We start from the raw sequence: 19,399 nt of genomic DNA on the forward strand, positions 1-19,399 counted from the left end.
CACGGTTCGAAGCAGGGCTGTTGCGGCCCGCTTGTTACGCGCCCGCGATAACACGGAACGCAGGCTTCACTACAAGCGCGACACGAACAGGAACGAACGGTGGATCGTTCCAGCGGCTTGACGCGCCGCACGCCATCGGCAACGCCGCGGGTCATGGCCGAAACCTCTCCCGCCAAGCCGGCGACCAGTCCTGCCAAGCCGCGGTCCGAAACCAGCGAAACGCTCCGCTTCCTGCTGAAGCTCGCCTTGGTCGTATGGCTGTTTCGCAGCTTCGTCTTTGCGCCCTTCTCGATCCCGTCGGAATCCATGCTGCCGCGGCTGCTGATCGGCGACTATCTGTTCATTTCCAAATGGAACTACGGCTATTCGCGCTGGTCGATGCCTTTCGGGGTTCCGCCCTTCTCGGGTCGCCTGTTAGGCAGCGTGCCGGCTCGCGGCGACACGGTGGTCTTCCGCTCAAAGGGCGAGGACGACCACGACGTGATCAAGCGGGTCATCGGCCTTCCCGGCGATACGATCCAGATGCGGCGGGGCCAACTGTTCCTGAACGGTCAGGCCATCTCCAAGCAGCGTATCGCCGACTTCGTTCTGCCGCTCTCGCCAAACTTCGATCAACGGCATTGCGATCCGAACTTCATCGCACCGGCGGCCGAAGGCCCAACCTGCCGCATTCCGCGCTTCCGCGAGACGCTGCCGGGGGGCCGCAGCTATGAGGTGCTGGACCAGCGGTATATTCCCGATGCGGACGACACGCAGGTCTTCACCGTACCGGCGAACCACGTCTTCCTGATGGGCGACAATCGCGATGACTCCGCCGACAGCCGCTTCCCGTCGGCGGACGAGGCCTTGCCGGGTCAGCCGCAGGGCATGGGTTTCATCCCGCTCGATCGTGTTCAGGGCAAGGCAGTGATCGTGTTCTGGTCCACGGATGGGTCTGCCAACTGGCTGCTGCCCTGGACGTGGTTCACCGCGGCACGCTGGGATCGGATCGGAGGCGGCTTTGACTGATCTTTCCCATTGGATCGAACGTACCTTCGGTCACCGGCCCCGCGACCTCAGTGACTGGCAGCGCGCCGTCACCCACGCCAGCCACGGCGATAATCATTACGAGCGGCTCGAGTTTCTCGGCGACCGCGTGCTCGGCCTCTCCATGGCGGAATGGCTCTACGAAACCTTTCCCGAGGAGCCCGAAGGCGCATTGTCCAAGCGCTTCAATGCGCTCGTGACGGGTGCAGTGTGTGCCGAAATCGCGCGAGAGATCGGCGTTCCCGCGCACCTGCGGCTTGGCAAACAGGCGCGCGACGATGGCGCCAGCGACAGCGACAATATCCTGGGCGACGTGATGGAGGCGCTGCTCGGCGCATTGTACCGCGACGCTGGCCTCGATCCCGCGCGCGCCGCCATCCGGCGCTTGTGGGCAGACCGGCTCCACGCCGGATCCGCGGCACCCCAGCACCCGAAGTCCGCGCTTCAGGAATGGGCGGCCGCCAACAACCGCAAGCCGCCTGTCTATGAGGTCATGGATCGCTCCGGCCCCGGCCATGCGCCGCGGTTCACGGTGAGAGCCGCGATTCCGAAGCTGGCGGAAAGCACCGCGGAGGGCGGCAGCAAGCAGGAGGCAGAAACAGCGGCTGCCGAGGCCCTGCTGCGCGAGGTGCGCGTGGCGCCGGCGAAGAAGCCGCGCAAGGGATAAGGGCGGCCAGGGAGGATCGGGAACACGGCGCTGTGGCGGCTCGATCGCTCGCGGCGGCTTTTCCTGTCCGTGGCCGGCTTTATCCGGTATCTGGCCAAAAGTGGTTCTAAAGCACCCCCTTCTGTCCTCGTACGGGCCGTTCGTGTCCGTTCTTCACGCCCTTGAAATCGCGTTCGGGGCTCGCTCCGACGCCTCCACGTCAACAAAGGAAAATCGATGACCCGCTGCGGCCTTGTCGCCGTTCTCGGCGCGCCCAACGCCGGAAAGTCCACTCTGGTCAATGCGTTGGTCGGCCAAAAGGTCGCGATCGTCAGCCCAAAGGCACAGACCACCCGCACCCGCCTCCTGGGGGTCGCGATGGAGGATGACGCGCAGCTCCTCCTGGTCGACACTCCCGGCATCTTCGACCCCAAGCGACGCCTTGATCGCGCGATGGTCGCCGCCGCCTGGGGTGGCACGGAGGGCGCAGACGTGCTTGCCCTGGTGGTGGATGCGAAGGGCGGATTGGGCCCGAAGGTCACCGACATTGCAGAACGGATCGCGGATCGTCCCGAACCGAAGTTCCTGATACTGAACAAGGTGGATCTCGCCGACAAACCCAAGCTATTGATCCATGCGGAAAAGTTGAACGCGCTGGTACAGTTCGAAGCCACGTATTTCATCAGCGCGTCGACCGGCGACGGGCTTCCCGAACTGAAGCGCGCACTTGCGGCTGCGATGCCGGAAGGCCCGTGGCATTTTCCGGAAGATCAGGTCTCTGACGCAAGCGAGCGAATGCTCGCTGCCGAAGTCACGCGGGAGCAGTTGTATCTACAGCTGCACGCCGAGCTTCCTTACGCAGCCACGGTGGAAACCGAGAAGTTTGTTGATCGCTCCGATGGCGCCGCCGAGATTCATCAGCAGATCCTGGTGGAACGCCCCACGCAGCGCGCAATCGTGCTCGGCAAGGGAGGCACGCGCATCAAGGAGATCGGGGCCCGCGCTCGTGCCGAACTCGCCGTCCTGCTTGATCGGCCTGTGCACCTCTACCTTCACGTTAAGGTAAAGCCCGGCTGGGACGAGGACCGCGGTGTTTATCGGGATATCGGCCTCGACTGGGTGGACTGAACGCCGCCGGGAGACAGCGGGCTCAGACCGGGGGCGACAAGGCGCGGCCGCCCAGGCCCGCTACTTCAGAAGCTCATCCACCCAGGCCGGCACCAGGCTGGTGGCCGGGCCAAACCGGCTTTCCCCGAACAAGTGACTGCCGGCGGACGGCTCCAGGTTCAGCTCCAGCGTGTCAGCACCATAGGACCGGGCCAGCTGCACAAAGCCGGCGGCGGGATAAACCGCCCCGGACGTACCGATCGACACGAACAAATCGCATCCGGAAAGCGCTTCCTCGATCTTCTCCATGCCATATGGCATCTCACCGAAGAACACGATGTCCGGGCGCAGGGCGGGCTGATGGCAGGCCACGCACGCGCTGCCAGGCGGCAGCGGATCTGGCCACCGCACGCGATTGCCACATGCGGCGCAAAAGGCAGATGTCAGTTCGCCATGCATGTGGACCAAGCGACGGGCACCGGCACGCTCATGCAGATCGTCAACGTTCTGAGTGACGATCAGCAGGTCGCCTTTCCACGCCTCATCAAGGCGGGCCAGTGCCTGATGTGCCGCATTAGGGTGCACCCCGGCCAACGCCCCGCGGCGCAGATCGTAGAAACGATGAACCAGATCCGGATCTGCCGCCAGGGCCTCCGGGGTACAGACGTCTTCGACGCGGTGCCCTTCCCAAAGGCCGCCCGGTCCGCGAAATGTAGCAAGACCGCTTTCCGCCGAAATGCCCGCGCCGGTCAGGATCACAATGCTGCGACTGTCGTTCATATCGTCGGCCATAATCGATGCCGTAAAGACACGCGACCTCGATGAATGTGGCCCCCTCGACGCGGCTAGTGTCGGGCGGTATCGGGGCGCTAACAAGCATTAAGGGAAACGCATGACCGCGATCGGCATCTACGGAAGCGCGGGGCGGATGGGACGCGTCATCGCTGCCATCGCCGGAGACGAAGGCGCCTCCATTGCCGGTGGTGTGGATGCCCGCGAGGATCCCGTTCCGTTGGCACATGATGCCGACGTTCTTGTGGATTTCTCGACCCCTGCGGCGCTCGAGGCTCATCTGGCCGCCGCGGTGGCGGCTGGTACCCCCATTGTGATCGGGACGACTGGCCTGAACGCAACCCATCATGCGCTCATCGATCGAGCGGCAGAAACGATCGCCGTGCTGCAGACCGGCAATACCTCTCTTGGCGTCACGTTGCTTGGCATTCTGGTGCAGCAGGCGGCGCAGCGGCTCGGCCCGGAATGGGATATTGAGATCGTCGAGATGCACCATCGGCACAAGGTGGATGCGCCCTCAGGCACCGCCTTGCTGCTCGGGGAAGCGGCCGCACGCGGGCGAGGCACCACGCTCAATGAAGAGCGTGTCGACGGACGCGCAGGGCTGGTCGGTGCGCGAACCGAAGGCACGATCGGATTTTCATCGCTGCGCGGGGGAACCGTGATTGGCGACCATCAAGTCGTTTTTGCCGGCGAAGGCGAGCGCATCGAACTTGGCCATCGGGGAGAGGATCGATCGATCTTCGCGCGTGGAGCGGTGAAGGCCGCCCTTTGGCTCGCTGGCAGGCCAGCCGGACGCTATGGAATGGCTGAGGTGCTGGGCTTTTGAAGAAGGCGGACGTCTTCGAGTTCTTCCGCCGCCTCGCCGAAGCCAATCCGCATCCCGAGACGGAACTGGAATCGGGCAACACCTATCAATTGCTGGTGGCAGTCGTGCTGTCGGCGCAGGCGACCGACGCTGGCGTCAACAAGGCGACCCGCCGCCTGTTCGCGGAAGTGACGACGCCGGCGCAGATGGTGGCGCTGGGCGAAGAAGGCCTCAAACAGCACATCAAGACGATCGGCCTGTTCAACAGCAAGGCCAAGAACGTCATCGCGCTGAGCCAGGCACTGATCGACGAGCATGGCGGCGAGGTGCCGGGCGACCGCGACGCGCTGGAGAAGCTGCCCGGCGTCGGGCGCAAGACCGCCAACGTCGTCATGAACGTCGCGTTCGGCGCGGAGACCTTCGCGGTCGACACGCATCTGTTCCGGGTGTGCAACCGCACTGGCCTTGCCAAGGGCAAGACGCCGCTCGCCGTCGAGCTGAAGCTGGAAAAGACGGTGCCGCAGCCGTTCCGCCTTCATGCGCACCACTGGCTGATCCTGCACGGCCGCTACATCTGCAAGGCGCGCAAGCCCGAATGCTGGCGCTGCCCGGTGGTTGACCTGTGCGCGTTCAAGCCGAAGACGCCCCCGCCCGGAGCCGGATGATGAGCGAGGATCCGCGCAAGCCCGTGCTGTTGACCGGCGGCAACCCGCAGATCCCGAAGGCGGACGGCGACGCGCCGGTGCAGGCCTATATCGCCGCCATGCCTGGCTGGAAGCGCGCCGTGGGCGAGCGGATCGATGCGCTGGTCGTCGCGGCGCTGCCCGTTGTCGCAAAGGCGGTGAAGTGGAACACGCCGCTCTATGGCGTGCCCGGTCAGGGCTTCTTCCTCGGGTTCAACTGCACGACGAAATACGTGAAGGTCGCCTTCTTCCGCGGCGCCGCACTCGATCCCGAGCCGCCAGTTGGCTCGAAGGATCCGAATACGCGCTACCTGCACCTGTTCGAGGGCAAGCCGATCGACGCTGCGCAGTTCACCGCCTGGGTTAAGCAGGCGGCGGCGATCCCGGGATGGGTGCCAGGCACCTAACGCTGCGCCGTCAGGTCGCGAAGGCCGCCTTCATCCGCTTGCGCAGCCGGTTGGGCATGAAGCGGCGCGCGAAGTTCGCCTGCCGGCCAGCCTTGCCGACGATATATTCGCGGTCGCGCCCGTGCGTCGCTTGCCACACGACGTTCGCCGCCTCGTCGACGGTATAGACAGGTGACTTGCCGATCGCATCGCGGATGGTGCGATTGCTGCCTTTCGAGCCGGCATCGAGGATCGGCGTTTCGACGAAGAACGGCATCACGCAGGTGACGTCGACGCCGTGGCGGGTGAACTCCGCGTCCAGCGCCTCGGAAAGGCCGCGAACGGCATGCTTCGTCGCCGAGTATACCGCCAGCCCCGGAGAGCCGACGATTCCCGCGACCGACGCGACATTCACCAGCCGGCCGCGGGTCTTCTTCAGATGATCGAGCGCGGCATAGGCGCCGTTGATCACGCCCTTCACGTTGATGTCGATCTGAAGATCGGATTCCTCGGGCGTCACTTCCTCGAACATGCCGTAGCGGGCGATGCCAGCGTTGTTCAGCAGCACGTCGATCTTGCTGGCGTGCTTCGCGAACGCCTCCAGCGCGGCCGCCCATTCCGCACGATCGCGCACGTCGAGCCGCGTCGTGAAGGCGCCCAGCTCCTCGGCCACGCGGCGCATGCCGGTGTCGTCGATGTCGCCGATGCCGACCGTCCAGCCCTCGCGCGCGAAACGGCGCGCGGCGGCGAGGCCGATGCCGGAGGCACCGCCGGTGATGAAAATCGCCCTGCTCATTTATCCTCTCCCGATATGATGGCTTAGGGCGGCTGGCGGAGCCTCTGGCGTGCTCCATCCACCGCCCTGCCTTTGTTGCGTGACGTCAGCCCGCGCGCACCTCGCGGAACGGTATGGTGCGATCGACTTCCGGCTCCTTGGGCAGGCCCAGCACACGCTCCCCGATGATGTTGCGCTGGATCTGGTCCGTCCCTCCACCGATCGAGGTGAAATAGGCGTTGAGGGTGAGGAAGTTCGCATCCTCCGCGCGGGGATGGTCCGGCCCTTCAAGCAGGCTTTCGGGCCCAAGCAGCATCGTGCGCAAGCGTGCTTCCTCGTGCAGGATGCGGCTCATCGCGAGCTTGCCCAGCGACATGATCGAGGATGAGGTGCCCTGCGCCAGTTCCGCCTTGGCGCGGGCGGTGTTGAGCTTGTTCAGCACGCGCCAGGCGATCACCTGCGCCACGTCCTGCCGCACGACGAGATCGTCAAGCCGCCCGGCCTCTTTCGCCAAACCGAGGAGCGAATAGTCGCCCTTCGGACCGCCGGCGCCCGAGCGCGGCCCGCGCGCCGCATCGCCCATCACGGAGCGTTCGTATGCCAGCGCAGTCTGCAGCACGCCCCAGCCGCCGTTCAGCGGGCCGAGCAGATTTTCTTCCGGGACGAAGGCATTGTCGATGAACACTTCGTTGAAGTGGGCTTCATCGGTGATCTGGCGCAGCGGGCGGACCTCGACGCCTTCCTGCTTCATCGGCAAGAAGAAGAAGCTGATGCCGCGGTGCTTGGGCACGTCCCAATCCGTACGGGCGATGAGCATCCCATAATCCGCCACGCGCGCGCCGCTGGTCCACACCTTCTGCCCGGTGACGCGCCAGCCGCCATCAACCTTGTCGGCGCGCGTGCGCACTGCCGCGAGATCCGATCCCGCACCGGGCTCGGAATAGAGCAGGCACATGCCAACTTCGCCGGCGAGAAGTTGCGGCACGATCTTGCGCTTGAAGCTGTCGGTCGCATGCGCGAGCGCGGTGTTGGCCCAGAGGTTGGAGCGATCCTGCCCAGCCCCGGGTGCGCCCAGCTTCGCAAAGGCGCGCTCGACGATCTTGGCCTGATCGTTCGTGAGGCCGCGACCTTGCCACTCGGGCGCCCAGCGCGGGACGGCCCAGCCAGCATCGCGCACTTTCGCCAGCCACTCGCTGCGCGGATCACGGCCGAAGCTTTCGTGATGCGCCGGCACGCCTTTCCAGTTGTCCGCGAGCCAGGCCTCGACTTCGGCCTGGAGCTGTTTGTCGGTAATGCTCATGCCTGCGCCTCCAGCGCCCGGATGTAGTTTTCGCGCCAGGCGTTGCTGTCACCGAACAGCTGCGCGCCCGATCGGGCACGGCGCAGATAAAGATGGGCGGGATGGTCCCAGGTGAAGGCGATGCCGCCGTGCATCTGGATGCCATCCTTCGCTACGCGCACGAAGGCATCGGCGCAGGCGAAGGCGGCAAGGGCTACCGCGGCATCGACGGTGGCCGTCCCCTCCGCCAGCTGCCGCGCTGCGTCGCGCGCGGCGGAGGTGGCGGATTCGCTTTCTAGCAACAGGTCCGCCGCCATGTGCTTGATCGCCTGGAAGCTGCCGATCGCGCGGCCGAACTGGTGGCGATCGGTGGCATAAGCGACGGTGATTTCAAGCGTCCGGCGCGCGCCGCCGGCCTGCTCGCCGGCCAGCGCCACGATGCCGAGATCACGCGCCGCCTTGATGCGGGACGCGTCGCCGACCCGTGTCGCGGGGCCGTGGAAGGCGACATCCGCCATCCGCCGCGTGCGATCGAAGACTGGCAGCGGCGTCACCGTCACGTCGCTGCGCTCGACCGCGAACACGCCATCGTCACTCGCCACGATGATGACGTCAGCGATGGCGGCATCGGGAACGAAGCGCACCATGCCGGTCAGGCGATCGCCGTCCATCCGAACATCGCCTCGGCGTGTCCAGTCATGGCTGCCGACAAAGGCGACCGCGGCGATGCGCGAGCCGTCGACGATGCCGGGCAGGTCCGGCGCGAGCGTCGTGGCGATGGCGGTGGAGATGAGCGGTGCGGGCAGCAGCGCGGCCCCAGCCTCTTCCATCACCAGCCCAAGCTCGATCGGCCCCAGCCCCGCCCCGCCCGCGGCTTCCGGCGCGACCAGGCCGACGACGCCGAGTTCCGCCAGCGCCTGCCAGAGCGCGGGATCGTGCCCGCTCTCGCTATCCATGATCCGGCGAACGTCGGCCTCGGTGCAGCGGTCAGCCAGCAGCCGGCGGACGCTGTCGACCAGCGCAGCGCGATCGTCCGCGTCCAGCATGGTGAGTGATGCGGGGGGACGCACCAGCGTATCGGTCATGCGGCCTGCTTTCCTGTCTGTGCCTTGGCGCGGCGTTCGCCCTTGGCGACTTCCTTGTGAAGATCCGCGACGTAGCGCGCGAAATCGACCTGGATCGTGTGCCGCTGCGACTTGTAATAGTCGCCGAGCTCGCGATCCTCGTCCTCCTTCGTCATCCGCTCCATCTCCGCGACGGGCGGGAGCGCGTAGCGACCGGTCATGAACCCGGCGACCAGCTTCGACTGCTGCTCCGCGAAGTTGACCAGCGTGGGCAGCGGCTGCGCCAGCCCCATGAAGAACAGGTCATGGATGCCGGGGATCACCATCCGCTTGAACAGCGGGAAGCGGTTCTGCGCATCGGGCAGCAGCTTTGGATCATCGAAGAACGGGAAGCTGATCTTGTAGCCGGTGGCGTAGATGATCGCGTCCACTTCCTCGACGCTGTCGTCCTGGAAGCGGACGCGCGTGCCCTCCAGCGCCTTGATGTTCGGCTTGAACTTAATGTCGCCGCAGCTTGCCCGGGTGAGAAATTCGCCGGAGACGCTGGGATGTGCGTCGAGCGGCTCGTGATCGGGCTTGGGCAAGCCGTAATCCTCCATCCGGCCGACCAGCTTCTTCACCGCGCGCCGCGCCAGCGCCTTGCCGAGCTTGCGCGGGATCCAGGTGGGCATGGCCGATTTGTCCATCGGCTTGCCGCCCGCCATCTTGGGGAGAACCCACACGCCGCGGCGGGCCGAGACCCACAGGTTCCTGGCGAGGTGCCGCTGCGACAGTTCGCTCGCGACGTCCATCGCCGAATTGCCCATGCCGACGACGACGACGTTCTTTCCGCGAAGGTCCACCGGATCGTACGGATCGCGATAGCTGTGGACGTGGAAATGCGGGTTGTCGAAGCTGCCCGGGTAGCTCGGGACGTTCGGATCCCAATGGTGGCCGTTGCACACGAACAGCGTCTCGTATTCGCGCGTCTCGCCGGTCGACAGCGTCACCACCCAACCGCCATCAGCCTTGCGCTCTGCCTTCTTCACTTCGGTGTTGAAGGTGATCAGTGGCCGCAGACCGAAGTGATCGACATAGTCGCAGAAATATTGCCACAGCTGCGCGTGGCTCGGGAAATCGGGCCAGTCGGCGGGCACCGCATAATCCTCGAACGCCAGCCGCCACTTAGAGGTGTCGATATGCAGCGACTGGTAACAGGCCGACTTTCCGTTGGGATTCTTGTAATACCAGTTACCGCCGATATCGTCCGACATCTCGAAGCAATCGAACGAGATACCTTCGTCCTTCAGCCGCTTTGCGGTCGTGAAGCCCGAGCAGCCCGCGCCGATGATACAGGCGCGTTTCCTCTCCACCATGTCCATCTCCCCAGCCGCCCTCTTCCCGCGGCCATAACCAAAGTTATGATGGCCCGAAGCGAGCGCCGAATCAACCGGCCCGCACGAGGGGAGAGCAGGATGCGGTTCAAAGACAAGGTGGCGCTGATCACCGGCGGCGGCTCCGGCATCGGCGCCGCGACGGCGCGCCTGATGGGCAGCGAAGGCGCGCATGTCGTGGTGGTCGATCTCGTCGCGGAAGCGGCAGACGCGGTCGCGCGGGAAACCGGCGGAATGGCGCTCGCCGCCGACGTGGCGGACCGCAGCGCAGTAGAGAGTGTGGTGGCAAAGACCGTGGAAGCGCACGGCCGGCTTGACGTTCTCGTCAACAATGCGGGCATCGGCTGCTTCGGACGGACGCCGGATCTCGAGCCTGAAACGTGGGAGCGGGTCATCGCGATTGACCTCAATGCGGTGTTCTACGCCTGCCGCGCGGCGATCCCGCACATGACGGGTCGGTCGACCGCGATCGTCAACACCGCGTCAATTTCCGGCATGGGCGGCGACTATGGCTTCACCGCCTACAATGCCGCCAAGGCGGGCGTGATCAATTACACCCGCAGCCTTGCGGTCGATCACGCGCGCGAAGGCATCCGCGTGAACTGCCTCTGCCCCGGCCTGATCGCCACGCCGCTCACGGCCAGCGCCAAGACGATCCCCGGCCTTGAAGCGGGCTGGCACGATACCATCCCCATGGGCCGCGCCGGCACACCGGAAGAAATGGCCGAGGTGATCGCCTTTCTCGCCTCCGACGCCGCCTCCTACGTCACCGGCGCCGCGTTCGTCGCAGACGGGGGCCAGACCGCTTGGACGGGTCAGCCGAACCTGTATCGCTACGCCGCCGCCGCAGCGGAGGGAGCCGCCGCATGACCCCGAGCTGGAGCCCGCCCGCCGATAGCGGCATCACCATCCACGAGGTCGCCGCCAACGGCCGTGTCTTCGAGGTGGCCGAGGCAGGAAGCGGCGACCACCTGATCCTGTGCCTTCACGGCTTCCCGGAGCTGAACTTCTCCTGGCGCTACCAGATGCCGCTGCTGGCGGAGATGGGCTATCGCGTCTGGGCCCCCAACCAACGCGGCTATGGCGCCTCCTCGCGACCCAAGGGCGTCGCCGCCTATCGTTCCGACCAGATCGTCGCGGACGCGGCCGCGCTGTTCGACGCGAGCGGCGCCAAGAAGCTCACGCTGATGGCGCACGATTGGGGCGGCGCAATCGCCTGGCTGTTCGCAATCGGCAAGAAGCGGCCGATCGAGCGGCTGGTGGTGATGAACCTACCCCACCCTCTATGCTTCGCCGAAGCGCTGAAGCACGGGCCGCAGCGCAAGCGCAGCTGGTATGTCGCCTTCTTCCAGCTTCCGTTTCTGCCCGAATGGTCGCTCGGCCGGAACGACGCGCGCGGGATCCGCGAGGCGTTCCGTGGCATGGCCGTCGACAAGAGCCGCTTCCCCGACGAGGTGCTCGACGTCTACGCCAAGGCGGCGCAGCGCCCTGGCGCATTGACCGCGATGGTCAACTGGTACCGCGCCGCGCTGCGCAATCGCAACGCGATGGGGCTTGGCGACGGCAAGGTGGATGTGCCGACGCTGATCGTATGGGGCGAGGAGGACAAGGCGCTCGGGCTGGAGACGCTCGACGGCACCGAGCGTTACGTGAAGGACCTGACGATCCGGCGCCTCCCCGGTGTTTCCCACTGGGTGCAGCAGGAAGCGCCGGAAAAGGTCAACGAGATCATCAAGGAGTGGCTGCCGCGTTCGTGACGGTCACGCCATCAACGCCAATGCATCGCAGTCGATTGCTTGGGCGCAACCGCCACGCGCCATAGCCAGGAACATCGCGTCACCGCGTTCCGTCCGCTTGGTGGAGGCGGAGGCGAAAACCGCGGTGGAGACGCCGGACAACAAGGTCAGCCGATAGTCGCGGTAGAGATCGTCATAGCCATAGTCGCCTACGCCATATCCGCGCAGCTGATCGAGGTAATATTCCAGCAGATGCCGCTCATGCGCCCGACGATCCTCGATCGATAGCGCGAGGCCAAGGAAATACGCGACGTCGACTGCGCCAAGGCCGATCGCCGGCGACTGCCAGTCGAGCACCGCCAGCGGCACCTCTCCGCCTCGCGCGTCGAACAGCATGTTGTCGAGCCGGAAGTCGCCATGCGTCAGCGTGAAGTTGGCCGGTTGGTGCGTCGGGGCACTGGCAATCAGCGCACCATAGCGGTCGCACACTGCCATATATTCTGGTTCCAGCACGCCATCGTAGCGGCGGTGAAACTCGGCCAGGCAATCCGGAAACACGCTGATAACGAAGTCGCGTGCGCCGCTTGTGTCTAGAAATGCATGCTGACGCAGCGTCGCATCATTCCACCGCGGCCCGTGCAAGGCTGCCGCCTGCTCCATCGCCCGCTCGGCGTCAGCCAGTCCGCAACCAGTCAGTTGGTTGCCCGCCCGTGCCGGCGTCAAATCCTCCAGCAGCAGCGCGAAGGTGCCATCGGCCGGATCATGCTCTGCGGACACACATTTGGGCGAACGGACCGCCACAGTATCAGCGACGTGACGGTAAAAGCCGACTTCGCGTTCGTAGAGGCCGAAGCCCGCACCCGTTTGCCGACTGGTAGGATCGGCGCTCGCAAACTTTCCGACGAATGACGCGGGCGCACCTTCTTCAATGTCATAATTCACCGCGAAGCGAATGGAATCTCCGAGCATGCCGACGCCGACCGGCGTAGCGTCGACCGCAATCACGCGTGCGTCCCTCAGCACGCCGGCATTGCGCAGCCGGGTGGTTAGCCATGCCGCATCAACGGCCCCTGCCTCCAGATCCGCCGCCATCAGCAGCCACCGTCACAGCGGATCACGGTGCCAGTGACGAAGCTCGACGCTGGGCTCGCGAGATATAGCGCGCTCGTCACGATCTCCTCGGGGCGCCCGGGCCGGCCTGCGGCGCTATCTGTCTTCTCGCGCGCTTCCTCGGTCCACGCTTTGGAGATGTCGGTAAGGAACGGGCCAGCGGCGATCGCATTGACGCGCACCTTTGGTCCGTATTCATGGGCCATGCTGGAAACCATCGCGTTCAGTGCTGCCTTTGCCCCGGCATAGGGCACCACCATCGGCGTCGGACGCAGCGAGGCGATTGACGAGGTCGCTAGGATTGTGCCGCCTTCCCCCTGCGCCATGCGGTGCGCAATGTTCGCCATCAGGCGGAACGGCCCTTTGAAATTCAGCCCGACGACACTGTCAAACAGCGCCTCGGACACCTCATGGCTCGGCACCAGCGGCCCCATGCCGGCATTCGCAACCAGGATGTCGATCTTCCCGAACGCCTCCCAGGCCGCGTCCGCCAGCCGATCCATTTCGTCCCATTTGGCCGCGTGCGCCGGAATGGCCGCAGCACGGCGGCCTTTCGCCTCGATCTCTGCAACAACCGCCTCGCACGCTTCTGCCTTGCGGCTGGAGACGATGACGTCCGCGCCGGCGTCTGCGAAGGCGAGCGCCATCTCACGACCCAGCCCACGAGAGCCCCCGGTAATCAGCGCGACCTTGCCCATCAGATCGAACAAGGGGTGAGGTTCGGCCATGCATCTTCTCCTGGTGTCGCCGATCGTAAGCCGGCTGACTTAACCGTTGTTATGCCGATTGCGCCGCCCGCTGCAAGCGGCTGTCCAAGACACTACATGAAGCCTCGATGGGACGGGTCAAACGCAAGATCGCTATGGCTGCAGCGGAGGCTCGCATCGCTCCGCCACCTCCCGCGGAATGCGCGCTGTGCGGCCGCCTGTTTGGCGCGCGGGTCGAGTGGCACCATGTCGTTCCGAAAAGCAAGGGTGGCACTCAGACGGCGCCAGTCCACCCGATCTGCCATCGCGCTATTCACGCCGCGGCGGACAATAACACGCTGGCACGCCTTGCCGATCTGGAGGCGGTGCGGGCACTGCCGGCCATGTCCCGCTTTCTGCGCTGGATTGCAAACAAGCCGCCCGACTTCCACGCGCCGACCCGACGACCGCGTTAGCGCGCCTCGGGCGCTCGGGCGTGTGGCGATCTCGCCAGTCGCCACCAGCTGAAGCCAGTCACCGCCCCGCTTAGGGCTCCTAGCAACGCCGCCCATGCCAGGTCTGGCACATCGAGCAGCAGCCCCAGGATCAACGCCATCAAGGCTCCCGAGCCGCCCCCGGCACCCGTATAGGTAAGGCCGTTCTCCTTGTTCCACCGCTTCAATAGGCGCGATGTGGGCAATCCGATCATGAGCCCGCCGGCTGTGACGATCGGAACAGCAACGATCATCGGAGAGGCAGCGAGCAACAAAAGCGATGCGAACTCACGCATGCTGGTGAAGGCACGCGGAATTGCCACCAATGTGAACAGGAGCGACGCGAGCAGATATGGCGCCGCGCCGGCCAGAGCGCCCAGCAGAACGGATTTGAGGAACGGGCGCATGAAGCGCCCTTACCGCACCGGCTGTCTCGGACAATAAGCGGAAGCAGGCACTAACACGCCCGACGGAGTCCCGCCGTCATCCGCTTGCCAGCAAGGCATCTGCGCGCACCAGTGAACGCAGCGCCAATCCCGCCCGCTCCGCCCGCTCCACGGCAAGCCCGGTCGGAGCCGAAATGGTGGCGAGCATCGGACATCCGGCGAGAACCGCTTTCTCGACCAGTTCGAACGAACAGCGCGAGGTGAGCAGGGCAAAGCCGCCGCCCCACTCCTGCCGCGCAAGCAGCATGGACCCGATCAATTTGTCGAAGGCGTTGTGCCGGCCCACGTCCTCGTACACGGCCCGGATTGCGCCCTCGCGCGTGCAGGACGCCGCTGCGTGAACCGCGCCCGTCTCCGCATTGAGCGGTTGATGATCCCGCAGGGCGTGAAAGGCCGCGAAAACCGCCGCGTCGTCACCATCCCAAGGCTTTGCGGCAGGCAATGGCCGCAGCGCCTGCGCAAGCGTCTCCACTCCGCACAGGCCACATGACGCGTCCGAGCTCCTATGGCGAACCCGTTCGGTGATGCGTTCGGCCACCCGTCTGGCAAGGCTGAGCCGGACGAGGATCCCCTCCCCTGTATCATGCACGTCGATACCGCGGAGGTCGTCCACGCCGTCGATCAACCGCTCGCCAAGAGCAAAGCCGGCGGCGAGTTCCTCCACGGCAGCGGGCGTCGCCATCAGCACCGCATAGGCAACGCCGTTGCACTCAATGGCGATTGGCACTTCATCCGCCAGCGCTCGCGACACCGGCACCGCAGGCCCGCTCGCAGGCACTCGCTTGAAGTGGCTTGTGATCGCCGCCGGTCGCACCTCGCTCGTCATGCGCGGCATCGTGCGGCGCGCATGCGTGAGGGACAAGCCGTCATTCGGTGAGTTCATCCTCCAGCGCAGCGATCAGCGCACGGTTGAATGCGGGGATATCGTCCGGCTTGCGACTAGTGATCAGGTTTTCGTCGATCACCACCTCCTCGTCCACGACATAACCGCCGGCATTTTCCAGGTCGGTTCGAACCGACGGCCAGCTCGTGACGCGGCGCCCGTCCACTACGTCCGCTTCCACAAGCAACCACGGGGCGTGGCAAATGGCGGCGACGATCTTGTCGTCATCCATGAACTCACCAACGATCGCTACGGCGCGATCCTCCATGCGCATCTTGTCAGGATTGCCGACACCGCCGGGGAGCAGCAGCGCATCGTAATCCTCGGTGTCGACCTGATCCAGCGTCAGATCCGGCGTGATGGTGCGCGTCGGGTCCGTGTCCCCCTTCACGCCCTGGATCGGATCGGTCTTGATCGAGGCCAGCGTCACTTGCGCGCCGGCGTCGAGCAGCGCCTGGCGAGGCTCGAACAGTTCAGCATCCTCGAAGCCATCGGTTGCGAGGATGAGCACGCGTGCTTGAGATAGGTCGGCCATGTCGCTGGAACTCCGATATGCAGGTTTCCCTCCATAACCGGCGGGAGACTGGCCCGTTCCGGAACCCGCGCGGCTGCCCACGCATTTCCGGGGATATGTGGAGGTTGCCCAGTGGCGTCGACGAAGATCGTATACCACGACGATGAGGAGCCGGGGATTACCCGGAAGAAGATGCGCCATGGCTGGGCCTATTTCGATCCCCAAGGTAGCCGCATCACCGATCGTGATGAAATTGACAGGCTGAATGCCATCGGCCTGCCGCCCGCGTACCGCGACGCATGGTTCTGCCCGGACCCGGCGGGTCACATTCAGGCCGTCGGCTGGGACGAAAAAGGCCGCAAGCAATATCGCTATCACCCGGAATTCCGCGCCGCGCGGGAGGATGAGAAGTATAATCTGTGCGCCGCGTTTGGCAGGGCGCTTCCCCGGCTTCGCGAGCGGGTTGAGGCCGATCTCAAAACCCGCGGTCATTCCAAGGAAAAGACGATCGCGGCGATCGTCAAATTGCTAGACATCGCGCACCTGCGAATCGGCAACGAAACGTACGCCAAGAGCAACAAGAGCTTTGGGGTCACGACGCTGCGTGATCGGCACGCAAAGATCCGCGGCAGCACGTTGAAGCTTCAGTACAAGGCGAAGTCCGGCAAGCTGCGGATGCTAACCATTACCGATGGCAGCCTCGCCCGCTTTGTGAAGCGGTGCCAGGATCTACCCGGTCAGAAGCTGTTTCAATATGTCGATGACTGCGGGGAAGCTCGCCCGATCACGTCCTCGGACGTGAACGCTTATATCAAGGAAGCGATGGGCGAGGACTTCACCGCCAAGCATTTCCGCACTTGGGGGGCGAGCGTGATCGCGTTCGAAACCCTGGCGCATGCGAAAAAGGACATCAGCCTCAAGACCTTGCTTGCGCCCGTGACGGAACGGCTCGGTAATACCCCTGCTATCGCGCGCAAATCCTACGTCCATCCCGCCTTGATCGCGCTAATCAAGGATGGGCAGGAAGCCTTCCGGAGCGCCTTGCATCTTCCCCGTACCACTCGGTGGCTCAGCCGCGCCGAGCGAGGACTAATCGCCTTTCTGGAAACCGGCGAAAATGGAAGCGCGCGAGAGGCGGCGTGAACGCCGCATCCCGCGAAATCATGAGGGCGCCCGTTCCATGCACGTTCGCCGTCTGCGCATCGACTGACGTACCTCCGGGATCGACAGGACAATCTCCGCTGGCGCAGCGGCTATTTAAATATCGTAGAAGGATCGGATGACAGCGAAGAACAGCGCGGCACCCCTGCCGAAAATATCCGCCGACCACGTTCAGCAGCAGATATCCACCTTCTGGATCTCCAGCGTCGACTGGTTCGGCGCGCATTGGCTGCAAATTGCGATTGCATTGGCGATCGGCACCACCATCGCCCTTGCCCTTTTGTGGCTTCGCGGCCTCGGACCGCGGCTCGCCGGCCGGTCGCACACCGGCAAAGGTTGGTCAGCCGTGTTCGGCCGGGCGATCGAGCGCACCAGCACCTTCTTCATCATCATGGTCGCCGCCCAGTTGGTGGCAGGCTATGCCGATCCACCGGTTATAGTCGCGACCACGATCAACTTCCTCTTCACCCTGACCGCCGTCTTCCAGGCGGCGACATGGGCACGCGAGTTGATCCTGGGCGCCATCGAGCATCGCACCCGGGCGGAAAACTACTCCGGCGAAGCGCTGATGAACGCGATGGGGCTCATTCGCCTGCTGGTGACCATCGTGGTCTTTGCCATCGCGCTGGTCGTCGTCCTCGACAATCTTGGCGTGAACGTCACCGGCCTTGTCGCTGGTCTTGGCGTCGGCGGCATCGCCATCGGCCTTGCGGCGCAAGGGATCTTTGCCGATCTTTTCGCGGCGCTCGCGATCATCTTCGACCGGCCATTCCGTCGCGGCGATTCGATCACCTACGATTCCAGTTCCGGCACCGTGGAGGAGATCGGCCTCAAGTCCACGCGCATCCGAGGTGTTAACGGGGAGCAGCGGATCATCTCGAACCGCAACCTTCTGGACAAGGAGATCGTCAACAATACGCAGCGCGATCGTCGCCGAACCAAGCTCGCCATCGGTGTCGCCTATGAAACCAGCCGCGATCTGCTGGATCGGCTCCCTCAGATCCTCAAGGAAGAGGTGGAGCGCAACGATCAGGTTTTCGTGCGCGCGGGTTTCGTCAGCTTCGGAGCATCATCGATCGACTTCGAACTCGAATTCGAATCAACGACTGCGGATTACCAGACCGCCTATGATGCCCGGCATGCCGTTGGCCTCGCTATTTACCGCCGTTTCGATGCCGAGGGGATTGCGATCCCCTATCCCACGCAGACCACGTTTACCGCGGCTCCGGACGGCAAACTGATCATGCCCTATCCCGAGGTGCAGGCCGTTCATGAGGTTGCGTCAGCTTCCCGGGATCGTAACGATCCCTGATCGCTGCCTCATCAACTAAGCAGGGCGTGCAGTAGGTGAATGGCCTCCGTTTCCTTCTTCACGCCCAGCTTGGAAAACAACGATCTTAGGTGGCTGCGCAGGGTCTCGCGCGTGATGGCACGCACCGCGCATATCGCTTCTCGCGTTCGCCCTGCCCTCAACAGCATCGCAATCTCCGCCTCGGCCACGGTCAACCCGTAGGCGTCGCGAAGAACCGCAACATCCGCGTCGCTCCCGCCCGGCGGGCGTTTGGCGATCAGGATGGCAAACGGCGCAAAGCCCATATTCCATTCGCGCGACGGCAGGCGATGCACCTTCAGCATCAACATGCCGGCGGCGTCCGGTGCGGCGACACTGGCAGCCGCAGCCCGGCCCTCCATCAACGCTGTCGTAGCCGACCGGATCCGGCGCTGGGCGCCGGGAGACGAGGCAGTCACACGGCCATCCACCAACTGCAACGTACCATCTGAAAGCAATTGTTCGGCCGCGCGGCTCATCGCCCGAACGGACATGGACCGATCCAGCACGAAACACGCGACGCTCATCACTTCGAAAGCGCCGGCCACTAGCTGATATCCCTCACGCTCGAGCCCCGCCTGAAGCGACACAGCGGCGGCAGCAGGTGCGCACGCGCTGGCGAACAAGGCGCGCGTCTCTGCGTCCGTGGGCCCGTTTCGATCCGACCGCAGAAGCGCAAAGCCGATCAATCCGTCTGCTTCGACAAGCAGATTGGTCTGGCAACCAAAGGGTATCCGCAGGTCGTTGCACATGTCGAGGTAAGCGTCGTCGGTCAGGTGCGGCTTGATCGCCTCGTATCTGTCTTCCCAGGAAATCGTCCGAGAGGATTGGGTGAGCCCCGCAGCGACACGATAATTGGTCGCCGGCGTCATCAATTCTGCGCGGTCGGCAACAGCATGGGCCGAAGCATCCATGTCGTTGACCCAGTTGAACTCAAGTGAAAAGCTTGGCCCCACACCGATGATCTGAGCATGATCGGAGCCGGTTTCATGCGCGAGACGCTCCAGCACGTCCATCCAACGTGCCGGGTCGACTGCGGCCTCCAGGAACTGGTTCGTTATGTCCTTCGTCCCGGCCACTCACTGCGACTCTGTTGCTTC

General features: G+C 64.7%; 22 protein-coding genes. 11 read left to right on the forward strand and 11 right to left on the reverse strand.

What is annotated here, in order from left to right; all coding sequences use genetic code 11:
• The first annotated feature begins 153 nt into the window (after positions 1 to 153).
• From lepB to era, 3 genes are all read left to right on the forward strand, one after another.
• The gene (gene lepB / locus LK535_RS04690; RefSeq protein ID WP_227771078.1) at positions 154 to 1,008 is read left to right on the forward strand and encodes a signal peptidase I; all 855 of its coding nucleotides are present in this window, start codon (positions 154 to 156) and stop codon (positions 1,006 to 1,008) included.
• A complete protein-coding gene (rnc, locus tag LK535_RS04695; RefSeq protein WP_227770694.1) occupies positions 1,001 to 1,693 on the forward strand; it encodes a ribonuclease III in 693 nt (230 codons plus the stop codon). Before lepB ends, rnc begins: the two co-directional genes overlap by 8 nt.
• Positions 1,694 to 1,909: 216 nt before the next feature.
• Positions 1,910 to 2,800, forward strand: coding sequence for a GTPase Era (era, locus tag LK535_RS04700; protein WP_227770695.1), 891 nt, complete (start codon positions 1,910 to 1,912; stop codon positions 2,798 to 2,800).
• A 60-nt stretch (positions 2,801 to 2,860) separates the two neighbouring features.
• Here the strand turns inward: era and LK535_RS04705 are convergent, their stop codons facing one another.
• Positions 2,861 to 3,559 (reverse strand): NAD-dependent deacylase, encoded by a 699-nt coding sequence (locus tag LK535_RS04705; RefSeq protein ID WP_227771079.1) that lies wholly within the window; start codon positions 3,557 to 3,559, stop codon positions 2,861 to 2,863.
• A gap of 112 nt (positions 3,560 to 3,671) precedes the next feature.
• On the opposite strand from LK535_RS04705, the gene dapB reads away from it, so the two are divergent.
• Genes dapB through LK535_RS04720 form a run of 3 tightly spaced genes read left to right on the forward strand, consistent with a single transcriptional unit; the run spans position 3,672 to position 5,469 of the window.
• A complete protein-coding gene (gene dapB / locus LK535_RS04710) occupies positions 3,672 to 4,400 on the forward strand; it encodes a 4-hydroxy-tetrahydrodipicolinate reductase (RefSeq protein ID WP_227770696.1) in 729 nt (242 codons plus the stop codon).
• Positions 4,397 to 5,044 carry an endonuclease III gene (gene nth, locus LK535_RS04715; protein ID WP_227770697.1) on the forward strand — a complete coding sequence of 216 codons (648 nt, stop codon included), beginning with the start codon at positions 4,397 to 4,399 and terminating at the stop codon, positions 5,042 to 5,044. Before dapB ends, nth begins: the two co-directional genes overlap by 4 nt.
• On the forward strand, positions 5,044 to 5,469 hold the full coding sequence (locus tag LK535_RS04720; protein WP_227770698.1) for a DUF1801 domain-containing protein: 426 nt from the start codon (positions 5,044 to 5,046) through the stop codon (positions 5,467 to 5,469). The genes nth and LK535_RS04720 overlap by 1 nt, the downstream gene beginning before the upstream one ends.
• 10 nt (positions 5,470 to 5,479) lie before the next feature.
• On the opposite strand, the gene LK535_RS04725 is transcribed toward LK535_RS04720, so the two are convergent.
• The 4 genes from LK535_RS04725 to LK535_RS04740 form a co-directional block, all read right to left on the reverse strand.
• Entirely contained in the window at positions 5,480 to 6,244 is a 765-nt protein-coding gene (locus LK535_RS04725; RefSeq protein ID WP_227770699.1) for an SDR family oxidoreductase, read from the reverse strand.
• Positions 6,245 to 6,329: 85 nt separating this feature from the next.
• Positions 6,330 to 7,523, reverse strand: a complete 1,194-nt coding sequence (locus tag LK535_RS04730) for an acyl-CoA dehydrogenase family protein (protein ID WP_227770700.1) — start codon at positions 7,521 to 7,523, stop codon at positions 6,330 to 6,332.
• Complete coding sequence (locus LK535_RS04735; protein WP_227770701.1) at positions 7,520 to 8,587, reverse strand: acyl-CoA dehydrogenase family protein; 1,068 nt, start codon at positions 8,585 to 8,587, stop codon at positions 7,520 to 7,522. Before LK535_RS04735 ends, LK535_RS04730 begins: the two co-directional genes overlap by 4 nt.
• On the reverse strand, positions 8,584 to 9,921 hold the full coding sequence (locus tag LK535_RS04740; protein ID WP_227770702.1) for a flavin-containing monooxygenase: 1,338 nt from the start codon (positions 9,919 to 9,921) through the stop codon (positions 8,584 to 8,586). The genes LK535_RS04735 and LK535_RS04740 overlap by 4 nt, the downstream gene beginning before the upstream one ends.
• 99 nt (positions 9,922 to 10,020) lie before the next feature.
• Between LK535_RS04740 and LK535_RS04745 the strand changes: the two genes are divergently transcribed.
• Both LK535_RS04745 and LK535_RS04750 read left to right on the forward strand, forming a co-directional pair.
• On the forward strand, positions 10,021 to 10,809 hold the full coding sequence (locus LK535_RS04745; RefSeq protein WP_227770703.1) for an SDR family NAD(P)-dependent oxidoreductase: 789 nt from the start codon (positions 10,021 to 10,023) through the stop codon (positions 10,807 to 10,809).
• Positions 10,806 to 11,696 (forward strand): alpha/beta fold hydrolase, encoded by an 891-nt coding sequence (locus LK535_RS04750; protein ID WP_227770704.1) that lies wholly within the window; start codon positions 10,806 to 10,808, stop codon positions 11,694 to 11,696. Before LK535_RS04745 ends, LK535_RS04750 begins: the two co-directional genes overlap by 4 nt.
• Positions 11,697 to 11,699: 3 nt before the next feature.
• Here the strand turns inward: LK535_RS04750 and LK535_RS04755 are convergent, their stop codons facing one another.
• The gene (locus tag LK535_RS04755) at positions 11,700 to 12,767 is read right to left on the reverse strand and encodes an ecdysteroid 22-kinase family protein (protein ID WP_227770705.1); all 1,068 of its coding nucleotides are present in this window, start codon (positions 12,765 to 12,767) and stop codon (positions 11,700 to 11,702) included.
• Positions 12,767 to 13,513 (reverse strand): SDR family NAD(P)-dependent oxidoreductase, encoded by a 747-nt coding sequence (locus LK535_RS04760; RefSeq protein ID WP_227770706.1) that lies wholly within the window; start codon positions 13,511 to 13,513, stop codon positions 12,767 to 12,769. The genes LK535_RS04755 and LK535_RS04760 overlap by 1 nt, the downstream gene beginning before the upstream one ends.
• 134 nt (positions 13,514 to 13,647) lie before the next feature.
• On the opposite strand from LK535_RS04760, the gene LK535_RS04765 reads away from it, so the two are divergent.
• Complete coding sequence (locus tag LK535_RS04765; RefSeq protein WP_227771080.1) at positions 13,648 to 13,947, forward strand: HNH endonuclease; 300 nt, start codon at positions 13,648 to 13,650, stop codon at positions 13,945 to 13,947.
• On the opposite strand, the gene LK535_RS04770 is transcribed toward LK535_RS04765, so the two are convergent.
• The 3 genes from LK535_RS04770 to LK535_RS04780 all read right to left on the reverse strand — a co-directional run bounded on the left by LK535_RS04770 (position 13,944) and on the right by LK535_RS04780 (position 15,829).
• Positions 13,944 to 14,372: a hypothetical protein gene (locus LK535_RS04770; protein ID WP_227770707.1), complete on the reverse strand. Its 429-nt coding sequence runs from the start codon at positions 14,370 to 14,372 to the stop codon at positions 13,944 to 13,946. The genes LK535_RS04765 and LK535_RS04770 overlap by 4 nt on opposite strands.
• A gap of 76 nt (positions 14,373 to 14,448) precedes the next feature.
• On the reverse strand, positions 14,449 to 15,237 hold the full coding sequence (fdhD, locus tag LK535_RS04775; RefSeq protein WP_227770708.1) for a formate dehydrogenase accessory sulfurtransferase FdhD: 789 nt from the start codon (positions 15,235 to 15,237) through the stop codon (positions 14,449 to 14,451).
• 40 nt (positions 15,238 to 15,277) lie between these two features.
• Positions 15,278 to 15,829 carry a type 1 glutamine amidotransferase domain-containing protein gene (locus tag LK535_RS04780; protein WP_227770709.1) on the reverse strand — a complete coding sequence of 184 codons (552 nt, stop codon included), beginning with the start codon at positions 15,827 to 15,829 and terminating at the stop codon, positions 15,278 to 15,280.
• Between the two features lie 171 nt (positions 15,830 to 16,000).
• Between LK535_RS04780 and LK535_RS04785 the strand changes: the two genes are divergently transcribed.
• Both LK535_RS04785 and LK535_RS04790 read left to right on the forward strand, forming a co-directional pair.
• Complete coding sequence (locus LK535_RS04785) at positions 16,001 to 16,951, forward strand: DNA topoisomerase IB (RefSeq protein ID WP_227771081.1); 951 nt, start codon at positions 16,001 to 16,003, stop codon at positions 16,949 to 16,951.
• A 136-nt stretch (positions 16,952 to 17,087) separates the two neighbouring features.
• Positions 17,088 to 18,281: a mechanosensitive ion channel family protein gene (locus LK535_RS04790; RefSeq protein WP_227770710.1), complete on the forward strand. Its 1,194-nt coding sequence runs from the start codon at positions 17,088 to 17,090 to the stop codon at positions 18,279 to 18,281.
• Between the two features lie 11 nt (positions 18,282 to 18,292).
• On the opposite strand, the gene LK535_RS16885 is transcribed toward LK535_RS04790, so the two are convergent.
• A complete protein-coding gene (locus LK535_RS16885) occupies positions 18,293 to 19,378 on the reverse strand; it encodes a helix-turn-helix transcriptional regulator (protein WP_227770711.1) in 1,086 nt (361 codons plus the stop codon).
• Positions 19,379 to 19,399 lie beyond the last annotated feature (21 nt).

It is taken from the genome of Sphingomonas sp. IC4-52 (genome assembly GCF_020707225.1).
GTDB lineage: Bacteria > Pseudomonadota > Alphaproteobacteria > Sphingomonadales > Sphingomonadaceae > Sphingomonas.

Bases quoted from the DNA above. Each gene is read 5' to 3' on its own strand.
- lepB (WP_227771078.1), top strand. From the start codon at position 154: ATGGCCGAAACCTCTCCCGCCAAGCCGGCGACCAGTCCTGCCAAGCCG.
- era (WP_227770695.1), top strand. From the start codon at position 1,910: ATGACCCGCTGCGGCCTTGTCGCCGTTCTCGGCGCGCCCAACGCCGGA.
- LK535_RS04705 (WP_227771079.1), bottom strand. From the start codon at position 3,559: ATGAACGACAGTCGCAGCATTGTGATCCTGACCGGCGCGGGCATTTCG.
- dapB (WP_227770696.1), top strand. From the start codon at position 3,672: ATGACCGCGATCGGCATCTACGGAAGCGCGGGGCGGATGGGACGCGTC.
- LK535_RS04720 (WP_227770698.1), top strand. From the start codon at position 5,044: ATGAGCGAGGATCCGCGCAAGCCCGTGCTGTTGACCGGCGGCAACCCG.
- LK535_RS04725 (WP_227770699.1), bottom strand. From the start codon at position 6,244: ATGAGCAGGGCGATTTTCATCACCGGCGGTGCCTCCGGCATCGGCCTC.
- LK535_RS04730 (WP_227770700.1), bottom strand. From the start codon at position 7,523: ATGAGCATTACCGACAAACAGCTCCAGGCCGAAGTCGAGGCCTGGCTC.
- LK535_RS04735 (WP_227770701.1), bottom strand. From the start codon at position 8,587: ATGACCGATACGCTGGTGCGTCCCCCCGCATCACTCACCATGCTGGAC.
- LK535_RS04740 (WP_227770702.1), bottom strand. From the start codon at position 9,921: ATGGTGGAGAGGAAACGCGCCTGTATCATCGGCGCGGGCTGCTCGGGC.
- LK535_RS04745 (WP_227770703.1), top strand. From the start codon at position 10,021: ATGCGGTTCAAAGACAAGGTGGCGCTGATCACCGGCGGCGGCTCCGGC.
- LK535_RS04750 (WP_227770704.1), top strand. From the start codon at position 10,806: ATGACCCCGAGCTGGAGCCCGCCCGCCGATAGCGGCATCACCATCCAC.
- LK535_RS04755 (WP_227770705.1), bottom strand. From the start codon at position 12,767: ATGGCGGCGGATCTGGAGGCAGGGGCCGTTGATGCGGCATGGCTAACC.
- LK535_RS04760 (WP_227770706.1), bottom strand. From the start codon at position 13,513: ATGGCCGAACCTCACCCCTTGTTCGATCTGATGGGCAAGGTCGCGCTG.
- LK535_RS04765 (WP_227771080.1), top strand. From the start codon at position 13,648: ATGGCTGCAGCGGAGGCTCGCATCGCTCCGCCACCTCCCGCGGAATGC.
- LK535_RS04770 (WP_227770707.1), bottom strand. From the start codon at position 14,372: ATGCGCCCGTTCCTCAAATCCGTTCTGCTGGGCGCTCTGGCCGGCGCG.
- fdhD (WP_227770708.1), bottom strand. From the start codon at position 15,237: ATGACGAGCGAGGTGCGACCGGCGGCGATCACAAGCCACTTCAAGCGA.
- LK535_RS04780 (WP_227770709.1), bottom strand. From the start codon at position 15,829: ATGGCCGACCTATCTCAAGCACGCGTGCTCATCCTCGCAACCGATGGC.
- LK535_RS04785 (WP_227771081.1), top strand. From the start codon at position 16,001: ATGCGCCATGGCTGGGCCTATTTCGATCCCCAAGGTAGCCGCATCACC.
- LK535_RS04790 (WP_227770710.1), top strand. From the start codon at position 17,088: ATGACAGCGAAGAACAGCGCGGCACCCCTGCCGAAAATATCCGCCGAC.